The sequence below is a fragment of the Haloarcula laminariae genome (genome assembly GCF_025457605.1).
Taxonomy (GTDB): domain Archaea; phylum Halobacteriota; class Halobacteria; order Halobacteriales; family Haloarculaceae; genus Haloarcula; species Haloarcula laminariae.
In genome coordinates, this window is sequence record NZ_JAMZFY010000001.1 from 794,299 (window position 1) to 813,662 (window position 19,364).

A 19,364-nucleotide genomic window follows, 5' to 3' on the forward strand; every position below is an offset into this window, starting at 1 on the left:
TGAAATAAATACCCACGACATATCTACCGAGCTACAGCTCCGCGAGCGTCTCGGCCACGTCGTTCCAGTGGCTCCCCCGCCAGAAGTGCTGTCCGCAGTCACGGCAGCGCCAGATGTCGGTCTCGCTCGGGTCGGGCGCGTATTCGGGCGTCGGCTCGGTGCGGTCGACGAGTTCGACGGGGGCGTTACAGGTGCCACAGTGGACGGGTTCGGACGACAGCTCCAGGTCGAACCCGGCCGCCGCGAGCTCCCGGAGCTGGTCGGTCACGTCCCGCTTCGTGAGCAGGACGGCGTCGGGCACCTGCCGGGCCAGCCCCTCGTCGCGGGTCACCAGCCGCCGGTCCTCCGTTTCGACCAGCGCGAGTAGGTCCTCGTCGGCCTCAGCGTCGCGGTCCAGCGCGTACGCGGTGTCGTAGCCACACATCCGCAGATACGTCGCGAGCTTCCCCAGCATCGAGTCCAGGACGAGGGGGTCGCGCTCGCGCTCAGTCATCGAGGAACTCCCGGAGCTCCGCCGCCGAGCGGGCGTTGAGCACGTCGCCGGCCTCGGCCCACCCGCGCCGGGCGGTGTGGACCCCGTACGTGACCTGCGGGAAGCTCCCCGGACTGTGCGCGTCGGTGTTGATGGCGACGGTCGCGCCGGCCTCGATGGCCGCCTTGACCGCGTAGCCGTCCAGGTCTAGCCTGGCGGGGCTGGCGTTGATTTCAAGCGCCGTGCCGGCCTCGGCGGCCGCCGTCGCCAGCCGCTCGACGTCGACGTCGAGCCCGGGGCGGCGGTTCAGGTAACGTCCCGTCGGGTGGCCGATAATGTCGACCTCGGGGTGTTCGGCCGCGGCGACGAGACGGTCGGTGCCGTCGCCGTCCAGCGCCGCGTGGGGAGAGGCGACGACGACGTCGAGGTCGGCCAGCACGTCGTCGGCCACCGAAACCTCCCCGTCCGCGGCGATGTTGGCCTCGACGCCGCTGAACACGTCGATGTCGGCCTCCCCGGCGACCGCTTCCACCTCGGCAATCTGCTCGCGCAGGTCCGCGTCGTCGACGCCGACGCCGCCGACCATCCCCGGGCCGGTGGCGTGGTCCGTTATCGCGATGTAGTCGTGGCCGAAGTCGGCCGCGCCGGCCGCCATCTCGGCGACGGTGTTGCCGCCGTCGGACCACTCGCTGTGGGTGTGGAGGTCGCCCCGGACGTCGCCCTCGACGAGCAGGTCGGGCAGGTCGCCGTCGGCGGCCGCCTCGACTTCGCCGCGGTTCTCGCGCAGTTCCGGCGGGACCCACTCCATATCCAGCGCCTCGTAGACACCTTCCTCCGTCTCGCCGGCGACGCGCTCGCCGGCCCGCTGGTGGTCCTCGCTGTCCGCCACGTCCGAGACGTCGAACACGCCGTACTCGTTGACCTTCAGGTCCCGCTCGATGGCGCGGTTGCGGACGACGACGTTGTGGTCCTTGCTCCCCGTGAAATACTGCAGGGCGGCGCCGAACTCCTCGGGGACCACGACGCGCAGGTCGACCCGGAGGCCGCCGGCCCGAACGCTCGCCTTCGTCTCGCCGGCCTCGATGACGCCCTCCACCTCCGGCCAGTCGGTGAAGGCGTCGACGACGGCCTCGCCGTCCTCGCTCCCGACCAGCACGTCCACGTCGCCGATGGTGGGCCGCCAGCGCCGCAGCGAGCCGCCCAGCGCACACGTTTCGACGGCGTCGATGTCGGCGACGTAGCGCTTGGCCTGCTCGCCGTAGGGGTGGGCCGTCCCGAGCAGCGTGCGAGCGTTGGCCTCGCGGGCGAAGTCGATGTTCTCCAGGATGTTCTGCTCGGTCTTTGCGCCAAAGCCCTTTATCTCCTGAATCTCGCCGGCCTCGGCGGCCGCTTCGAGCTCGTCGAGCGTCGTGATACCGAGCGCCTCGTACAGCGAGCCCACGGTCTTCGGTCCGACCCCCTCGACGGCGGTCAGCGCGGCCATGTCGACGGGCAACTCCTCGCGTAGCTCGCCCAGCTCCGCTATCTCGCCGGTCTCGAAGTACTCGACGACCTTCGATGAGATGGCGTCGCCGACGCCGTCTATCTCGCCCACCGCGTCCTCGCCCTCGGCGGCCAGCCCCTCGACGTCGCCGGGGTAGTCGCGGACGTTCTCGGCGGCCCGGCGGTAGGCGCGGGGCTTGTACTCCACGCCTTTCGCCTCGAGCAGGTCGGCAAAGACCTCCAGCCGGTCCGCGATTTCGTCGTTCCGGGACACGCTAGCGCCCCCTGCTTGCACGCCCGGTGCCGGAGTCGGCGTCCTCGTGGCCCAGCGCCTTCCGAAGGAAGGACATCCAGCGCTTCTTGTCGGCGGCCTCCTGTGCCCGCTCCTCGGCTTCCAGGTTCGCCGGCCCCAGCTCTTCGAGGGCGTTCAGCGCCCGGTCGATACCGATGATGGCATCGACGAGCTCCTCGCCCTCGGCGTAGCTCACGTCGCCGTCCTCCAGCCGTTGCTTGCGCTGGAGCCGCTCCCGACGGAGGTTCTTCTTGGCACGGGTGACCCGCTCGCGCTCCCCTCGCGGCACCGTCTCCCTGCGCTTGATCTCGAAGACGAACGACTGCAAATCGATGCGCTCGTCCTGGACGGTGATTTCGTCGGGAATCTCGGCACCGACGGTCGCACCCTCCCGTTCGATGCGCTCCAGCAGTTGCTTGCGCTCGAACTCTTGCACTACCACGTTCTTTGGCCCGGGGGGCCTTATACTGTCGGCTGCGGGTGCCAAGCCCTGTCAGTCCCGCCGGCTCGGGCCGCTAGGCCGTACAAACACAACCCCTTTGCACCGCCCACCCCAAACTCCGCCAATGTCGGAGTGTGACGTCTGTGGGAAGCAAGAGAACATGCCCTACCAGTGCGGGCACTGCGGAGGGACCTACTGCGCCGAGCACCGGCTGCCCGAGGCCCACGACTGCCCGGGGCTGGACAACTGGAACGACCCCCAGGGGGTGTTCGACAGCGGCTTCGACGACTCCGTAGACGGCGGGTCGTCGGGCGGGTCGACCGGCTTCGGTGACCGGTTCGGCGTCAACACCGGTCCCGGCGGGTTCTTCGGCTACTTCCGCGGGAACATGACTTACGTGTTCCTCGCCGTCATGGCCATCGTCTTCGTCGCACAGCGCATCACCATCGCGCTCGTCGCCACCGGCTCGCTCCCGCCCGCCGCCTACCGGTCCCTCTTTGTCCTCCACCCGGACAACCTCTTCTTCGTCTGGACGTGGGTCACGTCTATCTTCTCACACGGCGGACTGTTCCACATCCTCGGGAACGCCATCGTCATCTACTTCTTCGGCCGGCTGGCCGAACAGCAGATGGGGTCGAAGAAGTTCACGCTCTTCTTCCTCGGCTCGGGGATGCTCGCCGGGCTCGGCCAGGTCGGCCTCCAGCTCGTCCAGGGCGGGCAGGCCTACGGCGTGCTGGGTGCAAGCGGCGCGGCCCTGGCCATCCTCGGTTTCGTCACCGTCCTGAACCCCGACCTCACCGTCTATCTGTACTTCCTGATTCCGGTGCCGATCTGGGCCATCACCGGCTTCTACGCCATCATCAGCATCGCCGGCACGCTGTCGCCCCAGGGCGCGGGGCTGCTGGGCGGGAACATCGCCCACACGGCCCACCTCGTCGGCCTCGTCGTCGGGCTCTGGTACGGCCGCCGGGTCAAGGACAGGGCGCGCATCCCCGGACAGATACAGTTCGGCGGCCGCCGCGGCGGTCCCGGCGGACCGGGCGGTCCGGGCGGTCGCGGCCCGTTCTGATGGAGGTCGTCCGCCCGGCGTTCGTCCCGGACCCCACGCTGTCGACCGCCGAGATGGAGGCCCTACAGCGTGACATCGCCGACGCGGCCGTTTTCACCGACGAGTTCGCGTTCGACCCCGCGACGATATCGCTCGACGGCCCGGCCGGACAGGCGACGCTCGGCGAGACAGCCGTCGAGGCCGGGGCGGACGCCGCGCCCCTCGTCGCCGGCGTCGACCAGGCCTTCGTCGGCGACCGGGCCGTCTCCGCTATCGTCGTCCTCCGCGGCCGCGAGGTCGTCGAGCGGGTCTGGGCCGTCGAGGAGGCCGAAATCCCGTACGTCCCCGGCCTGCTCTCCTTCCGCGAGGGCGGCGCCGTCCTCTCGGCCTTCGCCGAACTCGACTGCGAACCCGACGTCGTCTTCGTCGACGGCAGCGGTCGCATCCACTACCGCGAGGCCGGGCTGGCGACTCACGTCGGCGTCACGCTCGACGTACCGACAATCGGGGTGGCGAAGAACCTGCTCTGTGGCCGGCCCCGGGAGTCGCTGGACCGAAAACTCCCCGAGGGCGCCCGCGTCGCCATCGAGGCCGACGCCGAGGTCGAAACGGCCGCGGCCGGGACGGTCATCGGCTACGCCGTCCAGAGCCGGCAGTACGACTCCGACAGCCAGTACATCAACCCGCTGGTCGTCAGCCCCGGCCACCGGGTGAGCGCCGAGACGGCCGCCGACCTCGTGCTGGCGACGGCGGCTGGGTACAAACTGCCGGAGCCGACGCGGCTCGCGGATTCGTACGCGGACTCGGTGAAGCGCGAACTCTGAGCCGCTCGGTGCGCCCCCGAACGGGGCAATCTTAATTGTCCGGGGCGTGACGCCCTTCGTATGGCCAAGACGGTGCTGATAACCGGTGCCTCCTCGGGCATCGGCCGCGCGACAGCCGAGGTGTTTCTGGACGATGACTGGCAGGTCTGGGCGACGGCCCGCGACGAGGACGACGTCGCGGACCTCGCCGAGGCCGGCTGCGAGACGGCCGAACTCGACGTGACGAACGCCCGCGAGTGCGAGCGCGTCGTCGAGGACGTGGTCGAGTCGGCCGGGCGCATCGACTGCCTGGTGAACAACGCCGGCTACGCCCAGTTCGGCGCCGTCGAGGACGTCCCGACCGAGGACCTCGAACGGCAGTTGGACGTGAACCTCTACGGCCCCCACCGGCTCGTCCGGGAAGTCCTGCCCCACATGCGCGCCCGGGAATCGGGAACTGTCGTCAACGTCTCCAGCGTCGCGGGCCGGCTCGCCCTGCCCGGACAGGGCAGCTACGCGGCCTCGAAGTTCGCCCTGGAGGGGTTGAGCGACGCGCTCCGCGTGGAGGCCGGCGAGTACGACATCGACGTGGTGCTCGTCCAGCCAGGCCCCGTCGAGACCAACTTCTACGACCGCGCACAGGACGAGCACGACGACCTGGAGCCGACAGGGGCCTACGACTGGCTCGATATCGCCCGCGAGGACTCCCGTCTGGCCGGCGTCCAGGACGCCCTCTCGGTCACGCCCGGCACGGTCGCGCTGACGGTTCGGGACGCCGCGAACGCGAGCGACCCCGACCCGCGCTACCCCGTCGGCGAGGCCGCGAAGCTCATCCTCATGGCGCGGCACCTGCCGGCCCGGTGGCGGGACGCCGCCTTCGGCGTCCTCCGGAAGCTGACGAACTGACGCTTCAGTCCAGACAGGCCGCGACCACCGACAGCAGCGTCTCGCCGTGGACCTCGTCGGCAAAGAGCGGCACGCGCTTGACCTCGTGGCCCCGGAAGAGGTCCTGGGCGCTGGCGATGGCGTCCTGCTGGACCTCCCACCGCCGGGCGCAGAACTCACAGCCGTCGGTGTTCGGGCCGGGGATATCGACCTCGCGACCCAGCACCTCGCTGGGGTCCTGCATCACGCGGTTGACCACGATTGTGCTGACGGGAATCTCGAAGTCGGTGAGCTGGGCGAGCAGGCGCTCGGACTCCATCACCGACAGCGTCTCGGGCACCATCACGATGCGGAAGTCGGTGCGGGAGGGGTCCCGCAGGATGGCCCGCAGGCGCTCGATACGGGCCGACAGCTCCTCTAAGTCCTGGATACCGGCCTCGGCGTCCACGTCCTCGTCACCGCCGAACATCCCCTTGACCGAGTCCATCATCCCCGAGAACCGCTCGCGGAGCTTCAGTATCGTCCCGACCATCGAGTCCATCGTCTCCGGGAGCTCCAGCAGCCGGAGGGTGTGGCCGGTCGGCGCGGTGTCGATGACCACGCGGTCGAAGCGGTCGTCGTCGGTGTAGTCGAGCAACAGGCGCATCGCCGCGGCCTCGTCGGCGCCCGGCATCGACCCGCCGAGGATGCCGTCCTCGCCGCCGATGGGGTCCTCGCTCTCCCCGCCCATCGGCCCGCCGCCACCGAGCATCCCGCCGAGACCGCCCAGCGCGTCGTCCTCCATGCCCAGCGGCCCCTCGCCCATCGCGGCTTCGGGGTCGATTTCCGCCGCAAACAGCGGGACGTCCTCGCGGATGCGCGTCGGTTCAGCGGGGATATCCGTCTCCAGCGTGTCCGACAGCGAGTGAGCGGGGTCGGTCGAGACCACAAGCGTCGCGGTGTCGTCGCGGGCCGACGCCAGCGCGGTCGCGGCGGCACAGGTGGTCTTCCCCACGCCGCCTTTCCCCCCGTACAGCACGTACTCGGGCGCGTCGACGCCGGTCGGTGCGTCGATGTCGTCGACTGGTTCGACGTCTACGTTGCTCATACCTCAGGCTACGCTTCCGGCCTTGAGTAGTTCCCGGAAAAGGGCGCGACAGTGACCCGTCGCTGTCGCGACTCGCGGGGGACCGTTCGGGTGGGCCTACTGCCGCGAGGAGCGGGCCTCGCGGACCTCGGCGCCGTCACGGAGCTTGTCTTCGCAGTTCGGACAGACTCTCGGTCCGTGTGCTTCGGAGGCTTCCGGTGTGAACACCCGCACATACTGCTCAGTTACGAATTCGCCGCAGTTCTGGCACTCGGGCATCCCTTGTAACACTCTAATAATGATGTATATGCTTTTTGTTTACGTCAAAGGGGGAAGGGTTACAAACCCCGTTCAGGCGACCAACCGCCCGGTATCAGTGTTTTCGCCAGAACGCGTCGAGCTGACTCGACAGAAAGTCGGGGGTCATCCGGGTGAACTCTTCGCGCTCGTTTTCGGGGAGAAAGCCGTAGACGGAGTGGCGCCCGTCGGGGGTGTAGCGCCGGCCGACGAACGCCCGCACGCCAACCTCGTCTGCCCCGCGGATGACCCGGCCGATGGCCTGGCGCGCCCGCCGCACGGCGGGGACGGTCAGGGCGTACTCGAAGGCGTTCTCGTCGCCGAACGTATCGCCGTAGGCCCGCTGTACCGCCCTGATTCGCGGTGAGCCGATGTTGACGAGCGGGACGCCGACGACGGCACAGGTCGACAGCTTCGCGCCGTCGTAGTCGACGCCCTCCGTGAGCGTGCCCCGCGTCGACGTGACCAGCACCTTCCCCTCGCCGGCGAAGAACGACTGTTTGGTCCGGTCGGTCTCCTCGTTGCTGGAAGACTCGTCGACCAGCACGTCCTTCTCGACGGCCTCCTGGAGGTAGGCCCCCGCCCACCTCGCTTCGCGGTAGTTCGGCATGGCTATCATGACGTTGCCCGGCGAGCGGGCGAGCGCCCGCAACGCCTGGGCGTACTCGTCGCGGGTCGGGTTCCAGTTCTCGCCGAGCGGCTTCATCTCCCCGGGGTTCCCTCGGTTCCTGGCGGTAAAGGGCCGCGCGTCGACGAGATATGAGGCGCGGTTCTCCGGCGGGAACGGGAGGTCGTAGGTCACCGACCGGACGGGCCGGGTCGGCGCGTCGTCCGCGTCGCCGAGCGACTGCTCGGCCAGCCCGTCAAGCCCGGCGACCTCGGTGAACACGTCCAGCGGCTCAAGCGTCGCGCTCATCACGACCCCGCCGCCGAGCTCGTCGAAGGCATCCCGGAGCGCCATCGCCGGCATGCAGTTGTAACACAGCAGCCCGGGCGTGTAGACGGCCTCGTAGTCGGCGTCGGTCGCGCGGCGCTCGTCCGGCGAGTGTTCCAGCTCGATTTCCCGCAGGAACGTCGAGTGGTCCCGCTCCCACCACTGGCCCGCGACGGCGCCGACGGCGGCACAGACCGGCTGGCGGTTCAGCCCGAGCTGGTCGATGGCGTCCTCGACGGCGGCGCCGACTTTCGCGAGCGAGCGCCACAGCCCCCCGTCGTACCCCTTCTCCTCGGCCCACTCGGTGAGTTCGTCTTGTTCGACGGTGTCGGGGTCCCGTAGGGGTATCTCCCGGTCGTGTTCTGGCAACATCGCGGGGTCCGCGCGCCACCCCTCGTGTTCGCCGTCGAGAAAGGCCTCGACCCGGTCGTCGACCCAGCGTTCGAGGTCGGCGTAGAACTTGCGGGCGCGGTCGACCGCTTCGAGGGGGACCTCCCGGGCCGACAGCACCTCCCGGACCTGCGCCTTGTGGTCGGCGGTCTGCTGGGCGCGCTGGACCAGCAGGTCGCAGTCGTTTCGCGCCTGCGTGATGGTCTGTTTGCCCAGCCGGTCCGACAGCAGGTCCCGGACCCGCTCCTCCAGACGGTGGGCCTCGTCGACGACGACGAACGTCCGCTCGTCGAGAACCGAGTCGAGCAGCGGCCGGGAGTTCGGGTCGAAGAGGTGGTTGTAGTTGCCGACCACCACGTCGGCCTCCTCCAGCATGACGCTCATCACCCGATGGGGGCAGGTGCCCCGCTCGACGGCCGCCGGCAGGTAGTCGTCGATGGTGACGACGTTGTTCGGCCCCGCCGAGAAGTCCACGGGCGAGCCCTTGTTCCGGGCGTACCAGTCGGCCTCGAACGGGCAGTAAAGCGGCGGGTCGTCGCCCTCGGCCATCGACTCCGGCGCGGTGGGCTGGCTCGGGCGATAGGGCGAGGCCGCGCCCGCGGTGGCGAGGGTGTCCTCCCCCAGCGTCGTCTGCGAGACGGCGTCGGGGCGGGCGGCCGCGGCGAGGTCCTGTCCAAGCCGCGGGTCCCACCACTGCTCGTCGTCGTCGACCTCGTTCTCGATGGCGGTGTCCGCGACGGCCGCTCCGTCCCCGCGCCCGTCGTCCTCGACGAGCCGGGCGGTCGCCTCGCGCAGGTCCTCACACCGCTCGTGGGTGCTCGCGTCGTCGGGGAACTTCCCCTCCCGGCCGTACGGACAGAGGTCCCGCTTGCCCACGAGCGAGATACCGTCGAGGGGCTCCTCGACGCCGGCGTTGAGCGTCCGCAGGTCGTCGACGAACTGCTGGAGCTGTTGCTTGACCGGCGTCACGACGACGATGCGGTCGTAGAGCTCGGTGTCCCGGACGAGATGGGCGCCGGCGGTCAGGGCGGCCATCGTCTTCCCGGTGCCACAGGGCCCTTCCATCGCGAGAAAGCCCCGCGACTTCCCGGCCTCGATGACCCGCTCGATGGCGTCGGCCTGGTTATCGTATGGCGCCTCGAACCCGAAGTAGGTGCGCCACGCCTCGCTCTCTGGAGCCGGTTCCCGCATTGTGGCGGGGTTGGGCGTCACCGTATTTGAACCGCCGGGTTCGGGACGGCGCCGAGCCGACCGACGCCTTCCAGGGTTAGACTACCGACGGCGACCGCTGATTCACGGCGATGGTGAGCGCCGTCGCACGCGGCGAGAGCGTGACGGTCGTCTTTCCCCACAGCGTCCTGAACGTCGCGTGTCGCTCCGGTAGCCGCTGTTCTGTCCGTTACTCTCCGGACGGTCGCTCTACGGGTTCGGAGAGGTCGATGCGGACCTCCAGCACGCGGTTGTTCTCGGCGGTCTCGACGGTGAGGGTCGCGCCGTCGTGGGCGACGGTCTCGCCCTCGTCGACGAGGCGGCCGGTCCGGCTCATCAGGAAGCCGGCGACCGTCTCGAACTCCTCGGCTTCGGGGAACTCGGTGCCCAGCGCCTCGTTTGCCTCGTGGACGTTGAGTTCGCCGCGGACGATAGCCGAGTCGTCGTCGAGCCACCGAATCGGCGGGGCTTCCGTCGCGGTGAGCACCTCGCCGATTATCTCCTCGACGATGTCCTCGATGGTCACGACCCCCGACGTGGTGCCGAACTCGTCGACGACGACGGCCATCCGCCGGCGCTGTTCGCGTAGCTCCGTCAGCAGGTCGTCGACCTCCTTGGTCTCCGGGACGACGTAGGGCTCCCGCGTCACGGAGCGCAGTGAGTCGCCCCGGTGCTGGGCTTCGAGCAGGTCCCGGATGTGGACGACGCCGACGACGCTGTCGAGCACGTCCTCGTAGACGGGTAGCTGGCTGAACTCGCTGTCGAGACACGTCTCGATGGCCGTTTCGAGGTCCGCGTCGGCCTCGACGCCGACCACGTCGAGCCGGGGGACCATCGTCTCCTTGACGATGCGGTTCCGGAACCGGAGCAGCCGCTGGAGCATCCGGTGTTCCTCCTCGGTGAAGACGCCGGCGCGCTGGCCGGCCTCGATGACCTCCCGGACCTCCGCCCGCGTGACGTAGGCGTTCTCCAGGTCCCCCTCGCTCCCGGTGAGCCCGTTTATCAGACTGGTGAGCGCGTCGAACAGCGCCACGAGCGGATACAGGCCCCGCTGGACGAGGCGGAGCGGCCGGGCGATGCGCAGCGCCCACGGCTCGCTGTGCTCGACCGCGTACGACTTGGGCGCGGTCTCGCCGAACAGCAACACCAGCGACGTGACCCCGAAGGTGGCGACGAGGACCGACTCGCCCGGAGTGAAATAGAAGCCGAGCAGCCCCGTCGTGATGGCCGACATGCCGATGTTGGCGATGTTGTTCCCGACGAGTATCGTCACGAGCAGCCGTCGGGGGTCGTCTTTCAGCAGCGAGAGCGTCTCGGCGCCGGGCGTTCCCGCCTCGACGAGCGAGGCGATGCGGTGGTCCGCGAGCGAGAAGATGGCTATCTCGGCGGAGGCGAAGAAGGCCGAAAACAGGATGAGGGCCACCACCGCGACGACCCCCAGGGCCGTAATCGCTTCCTCGGAGACCGCAGGGAGCGCGCCGAACTGTCCGACGGGCACCGACGACGGGGTAGGCGAGTACACACGTAGTGACAGGCGGAACTGCGGGGTAAATTCACGGGTCTGCCGTCCCGCACGAATCGGACGGGCGGGCTGGTCGGCCCGTCGCGACGGGCCGAAGGCTGGCCGCTTCGGGACCCCTCGGCGGCGAACGCCCGCCGCGATACTGGCCCCGGACTCACAGCGAGTCCGTGTTGGCCTGTTCGCTCCCCTGGGCGTCGTCGAGGCCGGTGGCCAGGGGCAGCCTGAGCGTGATCGTCGTCCACCCGTCTTCGCGGCTGTAGGAGACCGCCCCGTCGGCCGACTCGACTATCCACCGGACGACCCACAGGCCGAGGCCGCTCCCGTGTTTGAGCTGGGTGATATTCGCCCCCTCGAAGATGACGGCCTGCTCGTGGTCGGGAATCCCGGGCCCGTCGTCCTCGACGGTGATAGTGACGTTCTGGCCGGTCTCTCTGGTGCTCGCGTGAATCGGCGTCTCGGCCCGGGCGGTCACCCGCACCGTCGGTGCGCCCGTGTTGTGCGTTATCGCGTTCTCCACGAGGTTCTCCAGCGCGTCCCTGATTTCGAGCCCGGTCGAGACGGGCAGCGGCGTTTCGATGTCCGTCTCTATCGACGCCTCCGGCCACCTCGCTCGCGCGTCAGCGACCACGTCAGTCGTCGCGCTTCCGACCTCGACTATCGTATCCGACGGCGGGTCCCCGAGTATGTCTTCCGCCATCCGCGCCTTCTCGCTGACGCTCGCGAGCCCCTCGGCGCTGTCGAGTATCCGGGCCGCGGCCTCCCGTATCTCCTCGGAGGCGCCGTCGTCGAGTATCCGCTCGGCCATCCCGAAGATGACGGTCAGCTCGTTGCGGACGTTGTGACGCAGGACGCGGTGGAGGACCTGGAGGTGCTGTCTGGCCTGCTGGTTCTCCGTCATATCGGCGTATATCGCCAGCCCGTAGCGGCGGCCGTCCTCGTGCTCTATCGGGAGTCCGCGGTAGGCGAACTGCTGGACGCCGTTTGCCGTCTTGCGCCTGACGAGTTCCGTCGTCACGTTCCCCTCGTCGACCCGTTCGTCGAACCGTGTCGCCTCCTCCGTGTGCGCCGCCGGGACGATGTAGTCGTTCAGCGATTGCCCGACGACGTAGCGGGCCTGAAACCCGAACGTCTCCTCGAAGGCCGCGTTGACGCTCCGGACGACCGGGTCGCCGTCGGAAAGCTCGTAGACGACCGCGGCGTCGTCCAACAGCTCGATGAAGTTACGCAACTGGACCAGCTGTGACGGCGGCCGGTCGCCCGCTACCGTCTCCCGGAAGACCGTCCCGACTATCGTCCCGAGCGACGCCTCCGACGCCACGGGCGAGAGCTCGATGTCCACCGGGAGCCGGTCCCCGGACACGACGAAGTGACTGGCTATCGTCTGGCTCGTCTGGCTCTCGGCGACCCGTGCGAGCGCGGTCCGCAGGGCGCCGACGTCCGACGGGGCGACGATGGTCGTCACCGGCTCCCCGACCAGCGTCTCCGGGTCGCGGTCCAGCCAGTCGGCCAGCGAGCCGGCGATTCGAGTGAACCGAAAGTCCTCATCCAGAAAGAACATACGTGCTATCTATCCCGTGGTCCGTGACGCCGCGCGTGGGCCCGGCCGGCACACTCGTCAGTCTCGGACGCTCGACTGCCCCAACGACCGGTCCCCGTAAACATATTCCGGCTGTTTCGAACGGTGTGCCAGCGACTAGCTGGTAGTGCCGTGCCGAGCGTACTGTGATAGTCAGCTGCTAGCATCCCACTAGACCGCCGGTCCACCGATGGGGCGGGGCGAGAACGCCCTCTCAGTCGTCGCTCTTGGCGACTCCCCGCCCGCTGTCAGCGCGTTCCTCGTCCAGCAGTTCCTCGCGGTGCTCGTCCAGCAGGGGCGCCCGCCCCCGCGGCCGGGGCATCGTCTCCGTCATCTTGATTGGGCTCCCAGCGACGGTCATCTCCCCGTCGGCGCCGGGCTGGGCCACGTCGGCGAGCATCTCCCGGTCGTGGACGTGCGAGTCGGCGAAGATATCCGCGGTGTCCTGCACCGGCGCGGACGGCACCCGGCCGCCGAGCAGGTCCAGAATCGTCTCGGACTCGTGTCTGCGCGTCCAGTCAGCGATTTCCCCGCGCAACTGCTCGCGATTCGCTAGCCGGCTCGGGGCGTCGGGGTAATCGGCCGCCAGGTCGGGCCGGTCCATCGCCTCACAGAGCTCCTCCCAGTGGCCGTCCGAGAAGGCGGCGATGACGACGTAGCCGTCGACGGCCTCGAAGGCGTCGTAGGGAAACAGCGTCGGGTGGGAGTTGCCCTGCCGCGTCGGCGAGTCCCCCTCACAGGAGTACTGGTAGACGGCGCGTTCGGTCAGCGAGACCATGCAGTCGTACATCGCGGTGTCGACGTACTGGCCCTCGCCGGTGCGCTCGCGATGGTGGACCGCCGCGAGGATGCCGACTGCGTTGAGCGCCGCGGTGAAGAGGTCGCCCACGCCCGGGCCGACTTTCGTCGGCGGCCCGTCTTCCTGCCCGGTTATCTCCATTACGCCGCCCAGCGCCTGCGCGATGAGGTCGAACGATGGCTGGCCCTGGCGCTCGGTCTCGCCCGTGCGCGGGTCGCCAAAGCCGCGGATGGAGGAGTAGACGAGCTCCGGATTACGCTCTTTCAGTGTCTCGTAGCCGCAGTCGTACTTCTCCATCGTCCCGGCCTTGAAGTTCTCCACGACCACGTCGGCCCGCTCGACCAGCGAGAGAAACGCCTCGCGGTCGGCGTCGGCACCGAGGTCGAGCTCCAGCGAGCGCTTGCCGCGGTTGACGCTCTGGAAGTAGCCGCCGTAGGCCTCCGCGTCGGCGTCGTCGACGTACGGGGGGTTCTCCCGGATGAGGTCGCCGCCCGGCCGCTCTATCTTTACCACGTCCGCGCCCATGTCGGCGAGCAACATCGTGCAGTACGGCCCGGCGAGGACCTGTGTGAGGTCGAGCACCCGCAGGTCGGCAAGCGCGCTCATAGCGAAACCGATAGCGGGCACCGGTATAAATCCTGGTGATAAATCATTATAAATTCCTTTAGGACGTATTATCATGAAAGACCATTAGGTTTATATCCGACCCGAAACCAGGACAGAGCACATGCCCCGTACCGTCATCCTCGGCGTGATCGGTTCCGACGCACACGTCGTCGGTATCACGATTCTCGAGCAGGCGCTGTCGGCCGCTGGCTTCGAGGTTGTCAACCTCGGCGTCCAGACCTCACAAGAGGAGTTCGTCAGCGCAGCCAAGTCCCACGACGCCGAGGCGGTATTGGTATCCTCCCTGTACGGGCACGCCCGTCAGGACTGCGAGGGGTTCCACGACCGGCTCGCCGAAGCCGGCATCGACGTGCCCACGTACGTCGGCGGGAACCTCGCCGTCGGGCAGGACGACTTCGAGGACACGCGCGAGCAGTTCACGGAGATGGGTTTCGACCGGGTCTTCGACGCGGAGACCGACCCGGAGGAGGCCATCGCCGCGCTGCGCCGCGACCTCAAGCTCACGACCACAGAGGGCGAGCCGGTCAGGGTCGACGGCTGACCATGCTCACGGACAGCAAGCTCCCCGCCGACGAGCTACAGCGCATCGCAAACGACCTGCGCGACGACTGGCACACCGGCCGGACCGTCGACTTCGAGGAGGCCGTCGCCTTCCACGAGTCCCTGCCCGAGGGCAAGCAGTTCGCCCCCGTGCTGGAGTCGGCCGACCGGCCGCTGTTGCAGCCGCGCGCCGGCGTCCCCTGTCTGGAGGACCAGATAGACCTGCTGCGGTATCTCCAGGACCAGGGCGGCGCGGACCTGCTGCCGACGACCATCGACTCGTACACGCGGGACAACCAGTACGAGAAAGCGGAGGAGGGGCTGGCCGCGTCCAGAAACGAAGACACGGACGAGCTCAACGGCTTCCCCGCCGTCAACCACGGCGTCGAGGACTGCCGGCGGCTCATCCGGGCGCTGGACGCCCCCATCGAGGTGCGCCACGGCACCCCCGACGCCCGCCTGCTGGCGATGGTCACCCTCGCCGGCGGCTTCCAGTCCTTCGAGGGCGGCCCCATCTCGTACAACATCCCCTACACCAAGCGCCACGACCTCGCGACGACCATCGAACACTGGCAGTTCGTCGACCGGCTCTGTGGCGCCTACACCGAGCGCGGCGTCACTATCAACCGCGAGCCGTTCGGCCCGCTGACCGGCACGCTGGTCCCGCCCTGCATCGCCATCGCGGTGATGCTCATCGAGGGGAAGCTCGCGGCCACGCAGGGCGTGCGCTCGGTGACGCTGGGCTACGGGCAGGTCGGCAACCTCGTCCAGGATGTGGCCGCCCTGCGTGCCCTGCGGAAACTGGGCGAGGAGTACCTCCCCGACGCGGTGACCGTCACGACCGTCTTCCACGAGTGGATGGGCGGGTTCCCGCCCGACGAGGCCCGCGCCAACGGCGTCATCAGCCTCGGCGGGGCGACGGCGGCGGTCGCGAGGCCGGACAAGGTCATCACCAAGTCCCCGGAGGAGTTCCAGGGGGTGCCCACGAAGGAAGCAAACGCCGCCGGCCTGCGCACCACGCGACAGCTAATCGATATGATGATAGAGCAAGACATCGACCTCGGCGGTATCGACGACGAACAGCGACTCATCGAGCGGGCCACGAAGGCCCTCATCGACGCCATCGAGCGGGCCGGCGACGGCGACGTGGCCCGGGGCGTCATCGCCGCCTTCGACAGCGGCGCGATGGACGTGCCCTTTGCCCCCTCGGACGCGGCGGCCGGGGCGGTGTTGCCCGCCCGCGACGACGACGGCCGCGTGCGCATCTTCGAGTTCGCCGACCTCGCCCTGCCCGCCGACATCAAGGAGACGCACAAGGCGAAACTCGGCGAGCGCGCCCGCACCGAGGGCCGGGACCAGTCGTTCCGGATGGTCGCCGACGACGTGGACGCCATCAGCGACGGGAAGCTCATCGGTCGCCCCGCCGGCCACCGGGGAGGTGCCAGCGATGCGGATTGAGTCGGTCCGGGCGATTCCGGGGGTCTCCGGCTTCTTCTTCGACGACCAGCGGGCCATCAAAGCGGGCGCCACCCAGCGGGGGTTCGCCTACGACGGCCCGCCGAAGACGGCGGGGTTCGAGCGGGTCCGCGAGGCCGGCGAGTCGCTCATCGTCGAACTCCAACTCGCCGACGGGACCGTCGTCACCGGCGACTGCGCCGCGGTGCAGTACTCGGGCGCCGGCGGCCGGGACCCCCTCTTCCGCGCGAGCGAGTACCGACCCGTCGTGGAGGGCACCGTCGCCGACGCGCTCCGGGGCCGTGACGCCACGCTGTTCCGGGACAACGCCGAGACGCTCGAAGCCATGGACGCCCAGCGCTCCGGCGGCGACCGCCTGCACACCGCCGTTCGCTACGGGGTCTCACAGGCCCTGCTGAACGCGGCAGCGAAGGCGCGGGGCGTGACGCCGACCGACGTGCTCGCCGCGGCCTATGACACCGAGCCCGCGACCGAGCCGGTGCCGGTGTTCGGTCAGTCCGGCGACGAGCGCTGGACCAACGCCGAGAAGATGCTGCTGAAGGGCGTCCCGGTGCTCCCCCACGGCCTGTTCAACAGCGTCGAGAAGGTGGGCCGGGAGGGCGAGACGCTGCGCGAGTACCTCTCCGGGCTCTCCGAGCTGGCCGACACGCTCGGCTCCGAGGGGTACGACCCGCGCTTCCACGTCGACGTCTACGGCATCCTCGGGGAGGTGTTCGGCCCGCCCTACGACCGCCCCGAGGTCACGGACTACTTCGAGTCCCTGCGGGCGGCCGCCGCGCCCTACCCGCTGCAGGTCGAGGGCCCGATGGACGCCGGCAGCCGCGAGGCCCAGATCGAACGGATGGCCGAACTCCGCGGGGCGCTCGACTCGGCGGGCGTCGATGTCGACATCGTCGCCGACGAGTGGTGCAACACCTTCGACGACGTGCGGGCGTTCGTCGACGAGGGCGCGGCCGACGTGGTCCAGATAAAGACGCCCGACCTGGGCGGCATCCAGCGCTCCGCGGAGGCGGTGCTGTACTGCGACGGCACCGACACCCGCGCGTATCTCGGCGGCACCTGCAACGAGACGGTCACCTCCGCGCGGGCCTGTGCCCACGTGGCGCTGGCGACCGATGCCGCACAGGTGCTGGCAAAGCCCGGGATGGGCTTCGACGAGGGGTTCATGGTCGTCACCAACGAGATGCGGCGGGCGACCCGCGTGACCGCCACAACCGGAGGGTGCGCGGTCGCCGGCGAGCCGAGTAGCGAGGCGCGACCGACGGGAGGTGGCGACGATGACTGACTGGACGGCCCCCGACGCCATCGACTGCTCGGACGAGCGGCTCTTCGGGACGCTGCTCGACCGCGCCGAGACGCGCGAGAAGGGCCACTACTTCGAGTTCTTCGACGAGGGCGACGAGATACACCACGACCCCGGACTGCGGCTCAGCCAGCACGGCAACGAGGAGTGGATGGGCCAGACGCTGAACCACGACCCGGCCTACTGGCGGCCCGACGACGCCCGGGAGCGGGGGTTCGACGAGCCGCCGGCCCACCCGGACTACCTGCTGGCCTGCGTGATGGGCGTCACCGTCGAGGACCTCTCGGAGAAGGGCGGCTACTTCCTCGGCCGGACGAACGTCGCGTTCCAGCGGACCGCGTATCCGGGGACCGAACTGGACGTGACCTCCACCGTCGTCGACACCCGGACCTCCTCGTCGCGTCCGAACTACGGCATCGTGACCTGGGAGTCCGTGGGCCGGGACCGCGAGACCGGCGAGGAGCTGGTCTCCTACGAGCGGACGAACATGATACCGCGGCGCGAGCCGATGGCGGCCGACGGGAGCGGCACGGTGGCGGACGACAGCTCCCCCGCCGACGGCCCCGAGCTGCCCCCGACACTCGTCACCCCGGATGGCGGCACCTTCGAGGCGTTCCGCACGGCGCTCGACCGCGCTCGGGACGCCGACGCCGCCGTCGCCTACCGCCACGAGCGGGGCCGGACGATGGACGAGCGCCTCGTCGCCGGCCTCCCGCTGGCGACGCTCAACACGGCCCGCCAGCACCACAACCGCGACGCGATGGCGGACTCGCCGTCCGGCGACATCGTCGCCTACGGCGACGTGACCCGCTCCATCGCGCTGGCACACGCCCGCTCGGACGAGGCGACCTACCGCGAGCGGCGCTTCGAGAACGAGCGGTTCCACGACTTCGTCACGCTGGGTGACACCATCTACGGCTTCACCCGCGTGCTGGACTGCGATAGCGAGGCCGGCCCCCCGACCGCGGGGGCCGTGACCTTCGAACACGTCGCGTTCAACCAGGAACACAGCCCGGTCTACAGCGGCCGGCGAACCGCACTCATCACCCGACAATGACACGACTCTGCCGAACTTTCCAGACCGCACCAGCCGCCGTGCCGAAAGACAACAGCGCGAAGTTCCTCGACTCGGGACTCACCAGCGAGGGGTTCTCGACGCCCGATTGGCTCGTCCCCGACATCGAGGACGGGACCGCTCCCTCGATGAAAGCCGAGGCCGTCGACAACATCGTCGACCGGTTGCCCGACCACGCCCCCGACTTCGCGGGCGAGATACTCCCCCGCGTGGAGTGGGCCTACGACGACCCACAGTTCCGCGAGCGCGGCACCGAGCAGGTCCGCCGGCTCGCGGACGAGGTCGGCGACCACCTCGACGGGTTCGTCTTCCCGAAGGTGGGCCGCGTCGACGACGTGCGCGAGGCGGCCGGGATGCTGGCCGAGGCCGAGCGCGAGGCGGGCCTCGACGACGGCGCGCTCGATATGGCTATCATCCTCGAGACCGCGCCCGCACGCTCGGACCTGCGGGAGATATGCCAGTTCGCGGCCGACTCGCGCCTCTCCGGGCTGGTCTTCGGCCCCGTCGATTACACCGCGGAACTGGGCGGGCGCGCGCTCGGCGGCGAGCGCCCGCGGTGGGACGGGCTGCTGGAGGCGCTCTCGAACGAGACCAGCGCCGCGGGCGTCGTCTCCATCGGCGGCCCCTTCGACCAGCTCTTTCACGAGCGGGCGGGCGTCACCTACTACAACGCCGAGGGGTACGCCGACCAGGTCGAACACGAGGCGACCATCGGTATCGACGGCTCCTGGTCCCTCCACCCCAAACAGACCGCCCAGGCCAACCGCATCCACATGCCGAGTCCCGAGGAGCTGGACCGGGACCTGACCAAGATTGAGGCGTTCAACGACGCCAAGCGCGAGGGGACCGGCGCCGTCGTCGTCGACGGCCAGATGGTCGACGAGGCCACGTACAAGAACTTCGCCAACACCGTCCTGCAGGTGCGGGCCATCGACGAGACCCACCCCGGACAGACCGGCGAGTTCTACGACGCCGGGCTGCTGGAGCGGACGCTGGACGTCGACCTGATATTCAACTGAGCGTCCCGGCTTCGCGGTGTCGTTACTGGCTTGGTCGTGTTTACTTTAGCAGAAACCGACTCAGAGAGCCAGAAAGCCCCCGCGTTCTCAGCTCCCGCGGCTCGCTG

Annotated in this window: 17 protein-coding genes; 8 read left to right on the forward strand and 9 right to left on the reverse strand. The window is 69.4% G+C overall.

Annotated features, from left to right (window positions below; translation table 11 throughout):
• Nucleotides 1–31: 31 nt before the first annotated feature.
• Genes NJQ98_RS04140 through NJQ98_RS04150 form a run of 3 tightly spaced genes read right to left on the reverse strand, consistent with a single transcriptional unit; the run spans nt 32 to nt 2,682 of the window.
• A complete protein-coding gene (locus NJQ98_RS04140; protein ID WP_262175988.1) occupies nt 32–493 on the reverse strand; it encodes a Mut7-C RNAse domain-containing protein in 462 nt (153 codons plus the stop codon).
• Nucleotides 486–2,228 (reverse strand): DNA polymerase/3'-5' exonuclease PolX, encoded by a 1,743-nt coding sequence (gene polX / locus NJQ98_RS04145; protein ID WP_262175989.1) that lies wholly within the window; start codon nt 2,226–2,228, stop codon nt 486–488. The genes NJQ98_RS04140 and polX overlap by 8 nt, the downstream gene beginning before the upstream one ends.
• Before the next feature lies 1 nt (nt 2,229).
• Complete coding sequence (locus NJQ98_RS04150; RefSeq protein WP_262175991.1) at nt 2,230–2,682, reverse strand: DUF5788 family protein; 453 nt, start codon at nt 2,680–2,682, stop codon at nt 2,230–2,232.
• Between the two features lie 130 nt (nt 2,683–2,812).
• Here NJQ98_RS04150 and NJQ98_RS04155 point away from each other — a divergent pair, with 130 nt between their 5' ends.
• Genes NJQ98_RS04155 through NJQ98_RS04165 form a run of 3 tightly spaced genes read left to right on the forward strand, consistent with a single transcriptional unit; the run spans nt 2,813 to nt 5,445 of the window.
• Nucleotides 2,813–3,757, forward strand: coding sequence for a rhomboid family intramembrane serine protease (locus NJQ98_RS04155; protein ID WP_262175993.1), 945 nt, complete (start codon nt 2,813–2,815; stop codon nt 3,755–3,757).
• A complete protein-coding gene (locus tag NJQ98_RS04160; RefSeq protein WP_262175996.1) occupies nt 3,757–4,560 on the forward strand; it encodes an endonuclease V in 804 nt (267 codons plus the stop codon). Before NJQ98_RS04155 ends, NJQ98_RS04160 begins: the two co-directional genes overlap by 1 nt.
• Before the next feature lie 60 nt (nt 4,561–4,620).
• The gene (locus tag NJQ98_RS04165) at nt 4,621–5,445 is read left to right on the forward strand and encodes an SDR family oxidoreductase (protein WP_262175999.1); all 825 of its coding nucleotides are present in this window, start codon (nt 4,621–4,623) and stop codon (nt 5,443–5,445) included.
• Between the two features lie 4 nt (nt 5,446–5,449).
• On the opposite strand, the gene NJQ98_RS04170 is transcribed toward NJQ98_RS04165, so the two are convergent.
• From NJQ98_RS04170 to mct, 6 genes are all read right to left on the reverse strand, one after another.
• Nucleotides 5,450–6,511 carry an ArsA family ATPase gene (locus tag NJQ98_RS04170; RefSeq protein WP_262176002.1) on the reverse strand — a complete coding sequence of 354 codons (1,062 nt, stop codon included), beginning with the start codon at nt 6,509–6,511 and terminating at the stop codon, nt 5,450–5,452.
• Nucleotides 6,512–6,607: 96 nt separating this feature from the next.
• The gene (locus NJQ98_RS04175) at nt 6,608–6,769 is read right to left on the reverse strand and encodes a DUF7563 family protein (protein ID WP_262176004.1); all 162 of its coding nucleotides are present in this window, start codon (nt 6,767–6,769) and stop codon (nt 6,608–6,610) included.
• 94 nt (nt 6,770–6,863) lie between these two features.
• On the reverse strand, nt 6,864–9,302 hold the full coding sequence (locus tag NJQ98_RS04180) for an ATP-dependent DNA helicase (protein ID WP_262176006.1): 2,439 nt from the start codon (nt 9,300–9,302) through the stop codon (nt 6,864–6,866).
• Between the two features lie 208 nt (nt 9,303–9,510).
• Nucleotides 9,511–10,842 carry a hemolysin family protein gene (locus NJQ98_RS04185; RefSeq protein ID WP_262176009.1) on the reverse strand — a complete coding sequence of 444 codons (1,332 nt, stop codon included), beginning with the start codon at nt 10,840–10,842 and terminating at the stop codon, nt 9,511–9,513.
• Nucleotides 10,843–10,996: 154 nt separating this feature from the next.
• A complete protein-coding gene (locus NJQ98_RS04190) occupies nt 10,997–12,400 on the reverse strand; it encodes an ATP-binding protein (RefSeq protein ID WP_262176011.1) in 1,404 nt (467 codons plus the stop codon).
• Nucleotides 12,401–12,632: 232 nt separating this feature from the next.
• Nucleotides 12,633–13,823, reverse strand: a complete 1,191-nt coding sequence (mct, locus tag NJQ98_RS04195; protein ID WP_262176014.1) for a succinyl-CoA:mesaconate CoA-transferase — start codon at nt 13,821–13,823, stop codon at nt 12,633–12,635.
• 121 nt (nt 13,824–13,944) lie between these two features.
• Between mct and glmS the strand changes: the two genes are divergently transcribed.
• Genes glmS through citE form a run of 5 tightly spaced genes read left to right on the forward strand, consistent with a single transcriptional unit; the run spans nt 13,945 to nt 19,257 of the window.
• Nucleotides 13,945–14,385 (forward strand): methylaspartate mutase subunit S, encoded by a 441-nt coding sequence (gene glmS, locus NJQ98_RS04200; protein WP_262176017.1) that lies wholly within the window; start codon nt 13,945–13,947, stop codon nt 14,383–14,385.
• A gap of 2 nt (nt 14,386–14,387) precedes the next feature.
• The gene (locus tag NJQ98_RS04205; RefSeq protein ID WP_262176019.1) at nt 14,388–15,842 is read left to right on the forward strand and encodes a methylaspartate mutase subunit E; all 1,455 of its coding nucleotides are present in this window, start codon (nt 14,388–14,390) and stop codon (nt 15,840–15,842) included.
• Nucleotides 15,832–17,145 (forward strand): methylaspartate ammonia-lyase, encoded by a 1,314-nt coding sequence (locus NJQ98_RS04210; RefSeq protein ID WP_262176023.1) that lies wholly within the window; start codon nt 15,832–15,834, stop codon nt 17,143–17,145. The genes NJQ98_RS04205 and NJQ98_RS04210 overlap by 11 nt, the downstream gene beginning before the upstream one ends.
• Entirely contained in the window at nt 17,138–18,220 is a 1,083-nt protein-coding gene (gene mch / locus NJQ98_RS04215; protein WP_262176026.1) for a 2-methylfumaryl-CoA hydratase, read from the forward strand. Before NJQ98_RS04210 ends, mch begins: the two co-directional genes overlap by 8 nt.
• Nucleotides 18,217–19,257, forward strand: coding sequence for an L-malyl-CoA/beta-methylmalyl-CoA lyase (gene citE, locus NJQ98_RS04220; RefSeq protein ID WP_277540575.1), 1,041 nt, complete (start codon nt 18,217–18,219; stop codon nt 19,255–19,257). Before mch ends, citE begins: the two co-directional genes overlap by 4 nt.
• The last annotated feature ends 107 nt before the right edge of the window (nt 19,258–19,364 follow it).

Coding starts and splice junctions, on each gene's coding strand:
- NJQ98_RS04140 (WP_262175988.1), bottom strand. CDS start 493: ATGACTGAGCGCGAGCGCGACCCCCTCGTCCTGGACTCGATGCTGGGG.
- NJQ98_RS04155 (WP_262175993.1), top strand. CDS start 2,813: ATGTCGGAGTGTGACGTCTGTGGGAAGCAAGAGAACATGCCCTACCAG.
- NJQ98_RS04160 (WP_262175996.1), top strand. CDS start 3,757: ATGGAGGTCGTCCGCCCGGCGTTCGTCCCGGACCCCACGCTGTCGACC.
- NJQ98_RS04165 (WP_262175999.1), top strand. CDS start 4,621: ATGGCCAAGACGGTGCTGATAACCGGTGCCTCCTCGGGCATCGGCCGC.
- NJQ98_RS04170 (WP_262176002.1), bottom strand. CDS start 6,511: ATGAGCAACGTAGACGTCGAACCAGTCGACGACATCGACGCACCGACC.
- NJQ98_RS04175 (WP_262176004.1), bottom strand. CDS start 6,769: ATGCCCGAGTGCCAGAACTGCGGCGAATTCGTAACTGAGCAGTATGTG.
- NJQ98_RS04180 (WP_262176006.1), bottom strand. CDS start 9,302: ATGCGGGAACCGGCTCCAGAGAGCGAGGCGTGGCGCACCTACTTCGGG.
- NJQ98_RS04190 (WP_262176011.1), bottom strand. CDS start 12,400: ATGTTCTTTCTGGATGAGGACTTTCGGTTCACTCGAATCGCCGGCTCG.
- mct (WP_262176014.1), bottom strand. CDS start 13,823: ATGAGCGCGCTTGCCGACCTGCGGGTGCTCGACCTCACACAGGTCCTC.
- glmS (WP_262176017.1), top strand. CDS start 13,945: ATGCCCCGTACCGTCATCCTCGGCGTGATCGGTTCCGACGCACACGTC.
- NJQ98_RS04205 (WP_262176019.1), top strand. CDS start 14,388: ATGCTCACGGACAGCAAGCTCCCCGCCGACGAGCTACAGCGCATCGCA.
- NJQ98_RS04210 (WP_262176023.1), top strand. CDS start 15,832: ATGCGGATTGAGTCGGTCCGGGCGATTCCGGGGGTCTCCGGCTTCTTC.
- mch (WP_262176026.1), top strand. CDS start 17,138: ATGACTGACTGGACGGCCCCCGACGCCATCGACTGCTCGGACGAGCGG.
- citE (WP_277540575.1), top strand. CDS start 18,217: ATGACACGACTCTGCCGAACTTTCCAGACCGCACCAGCCGCCGTGCCG.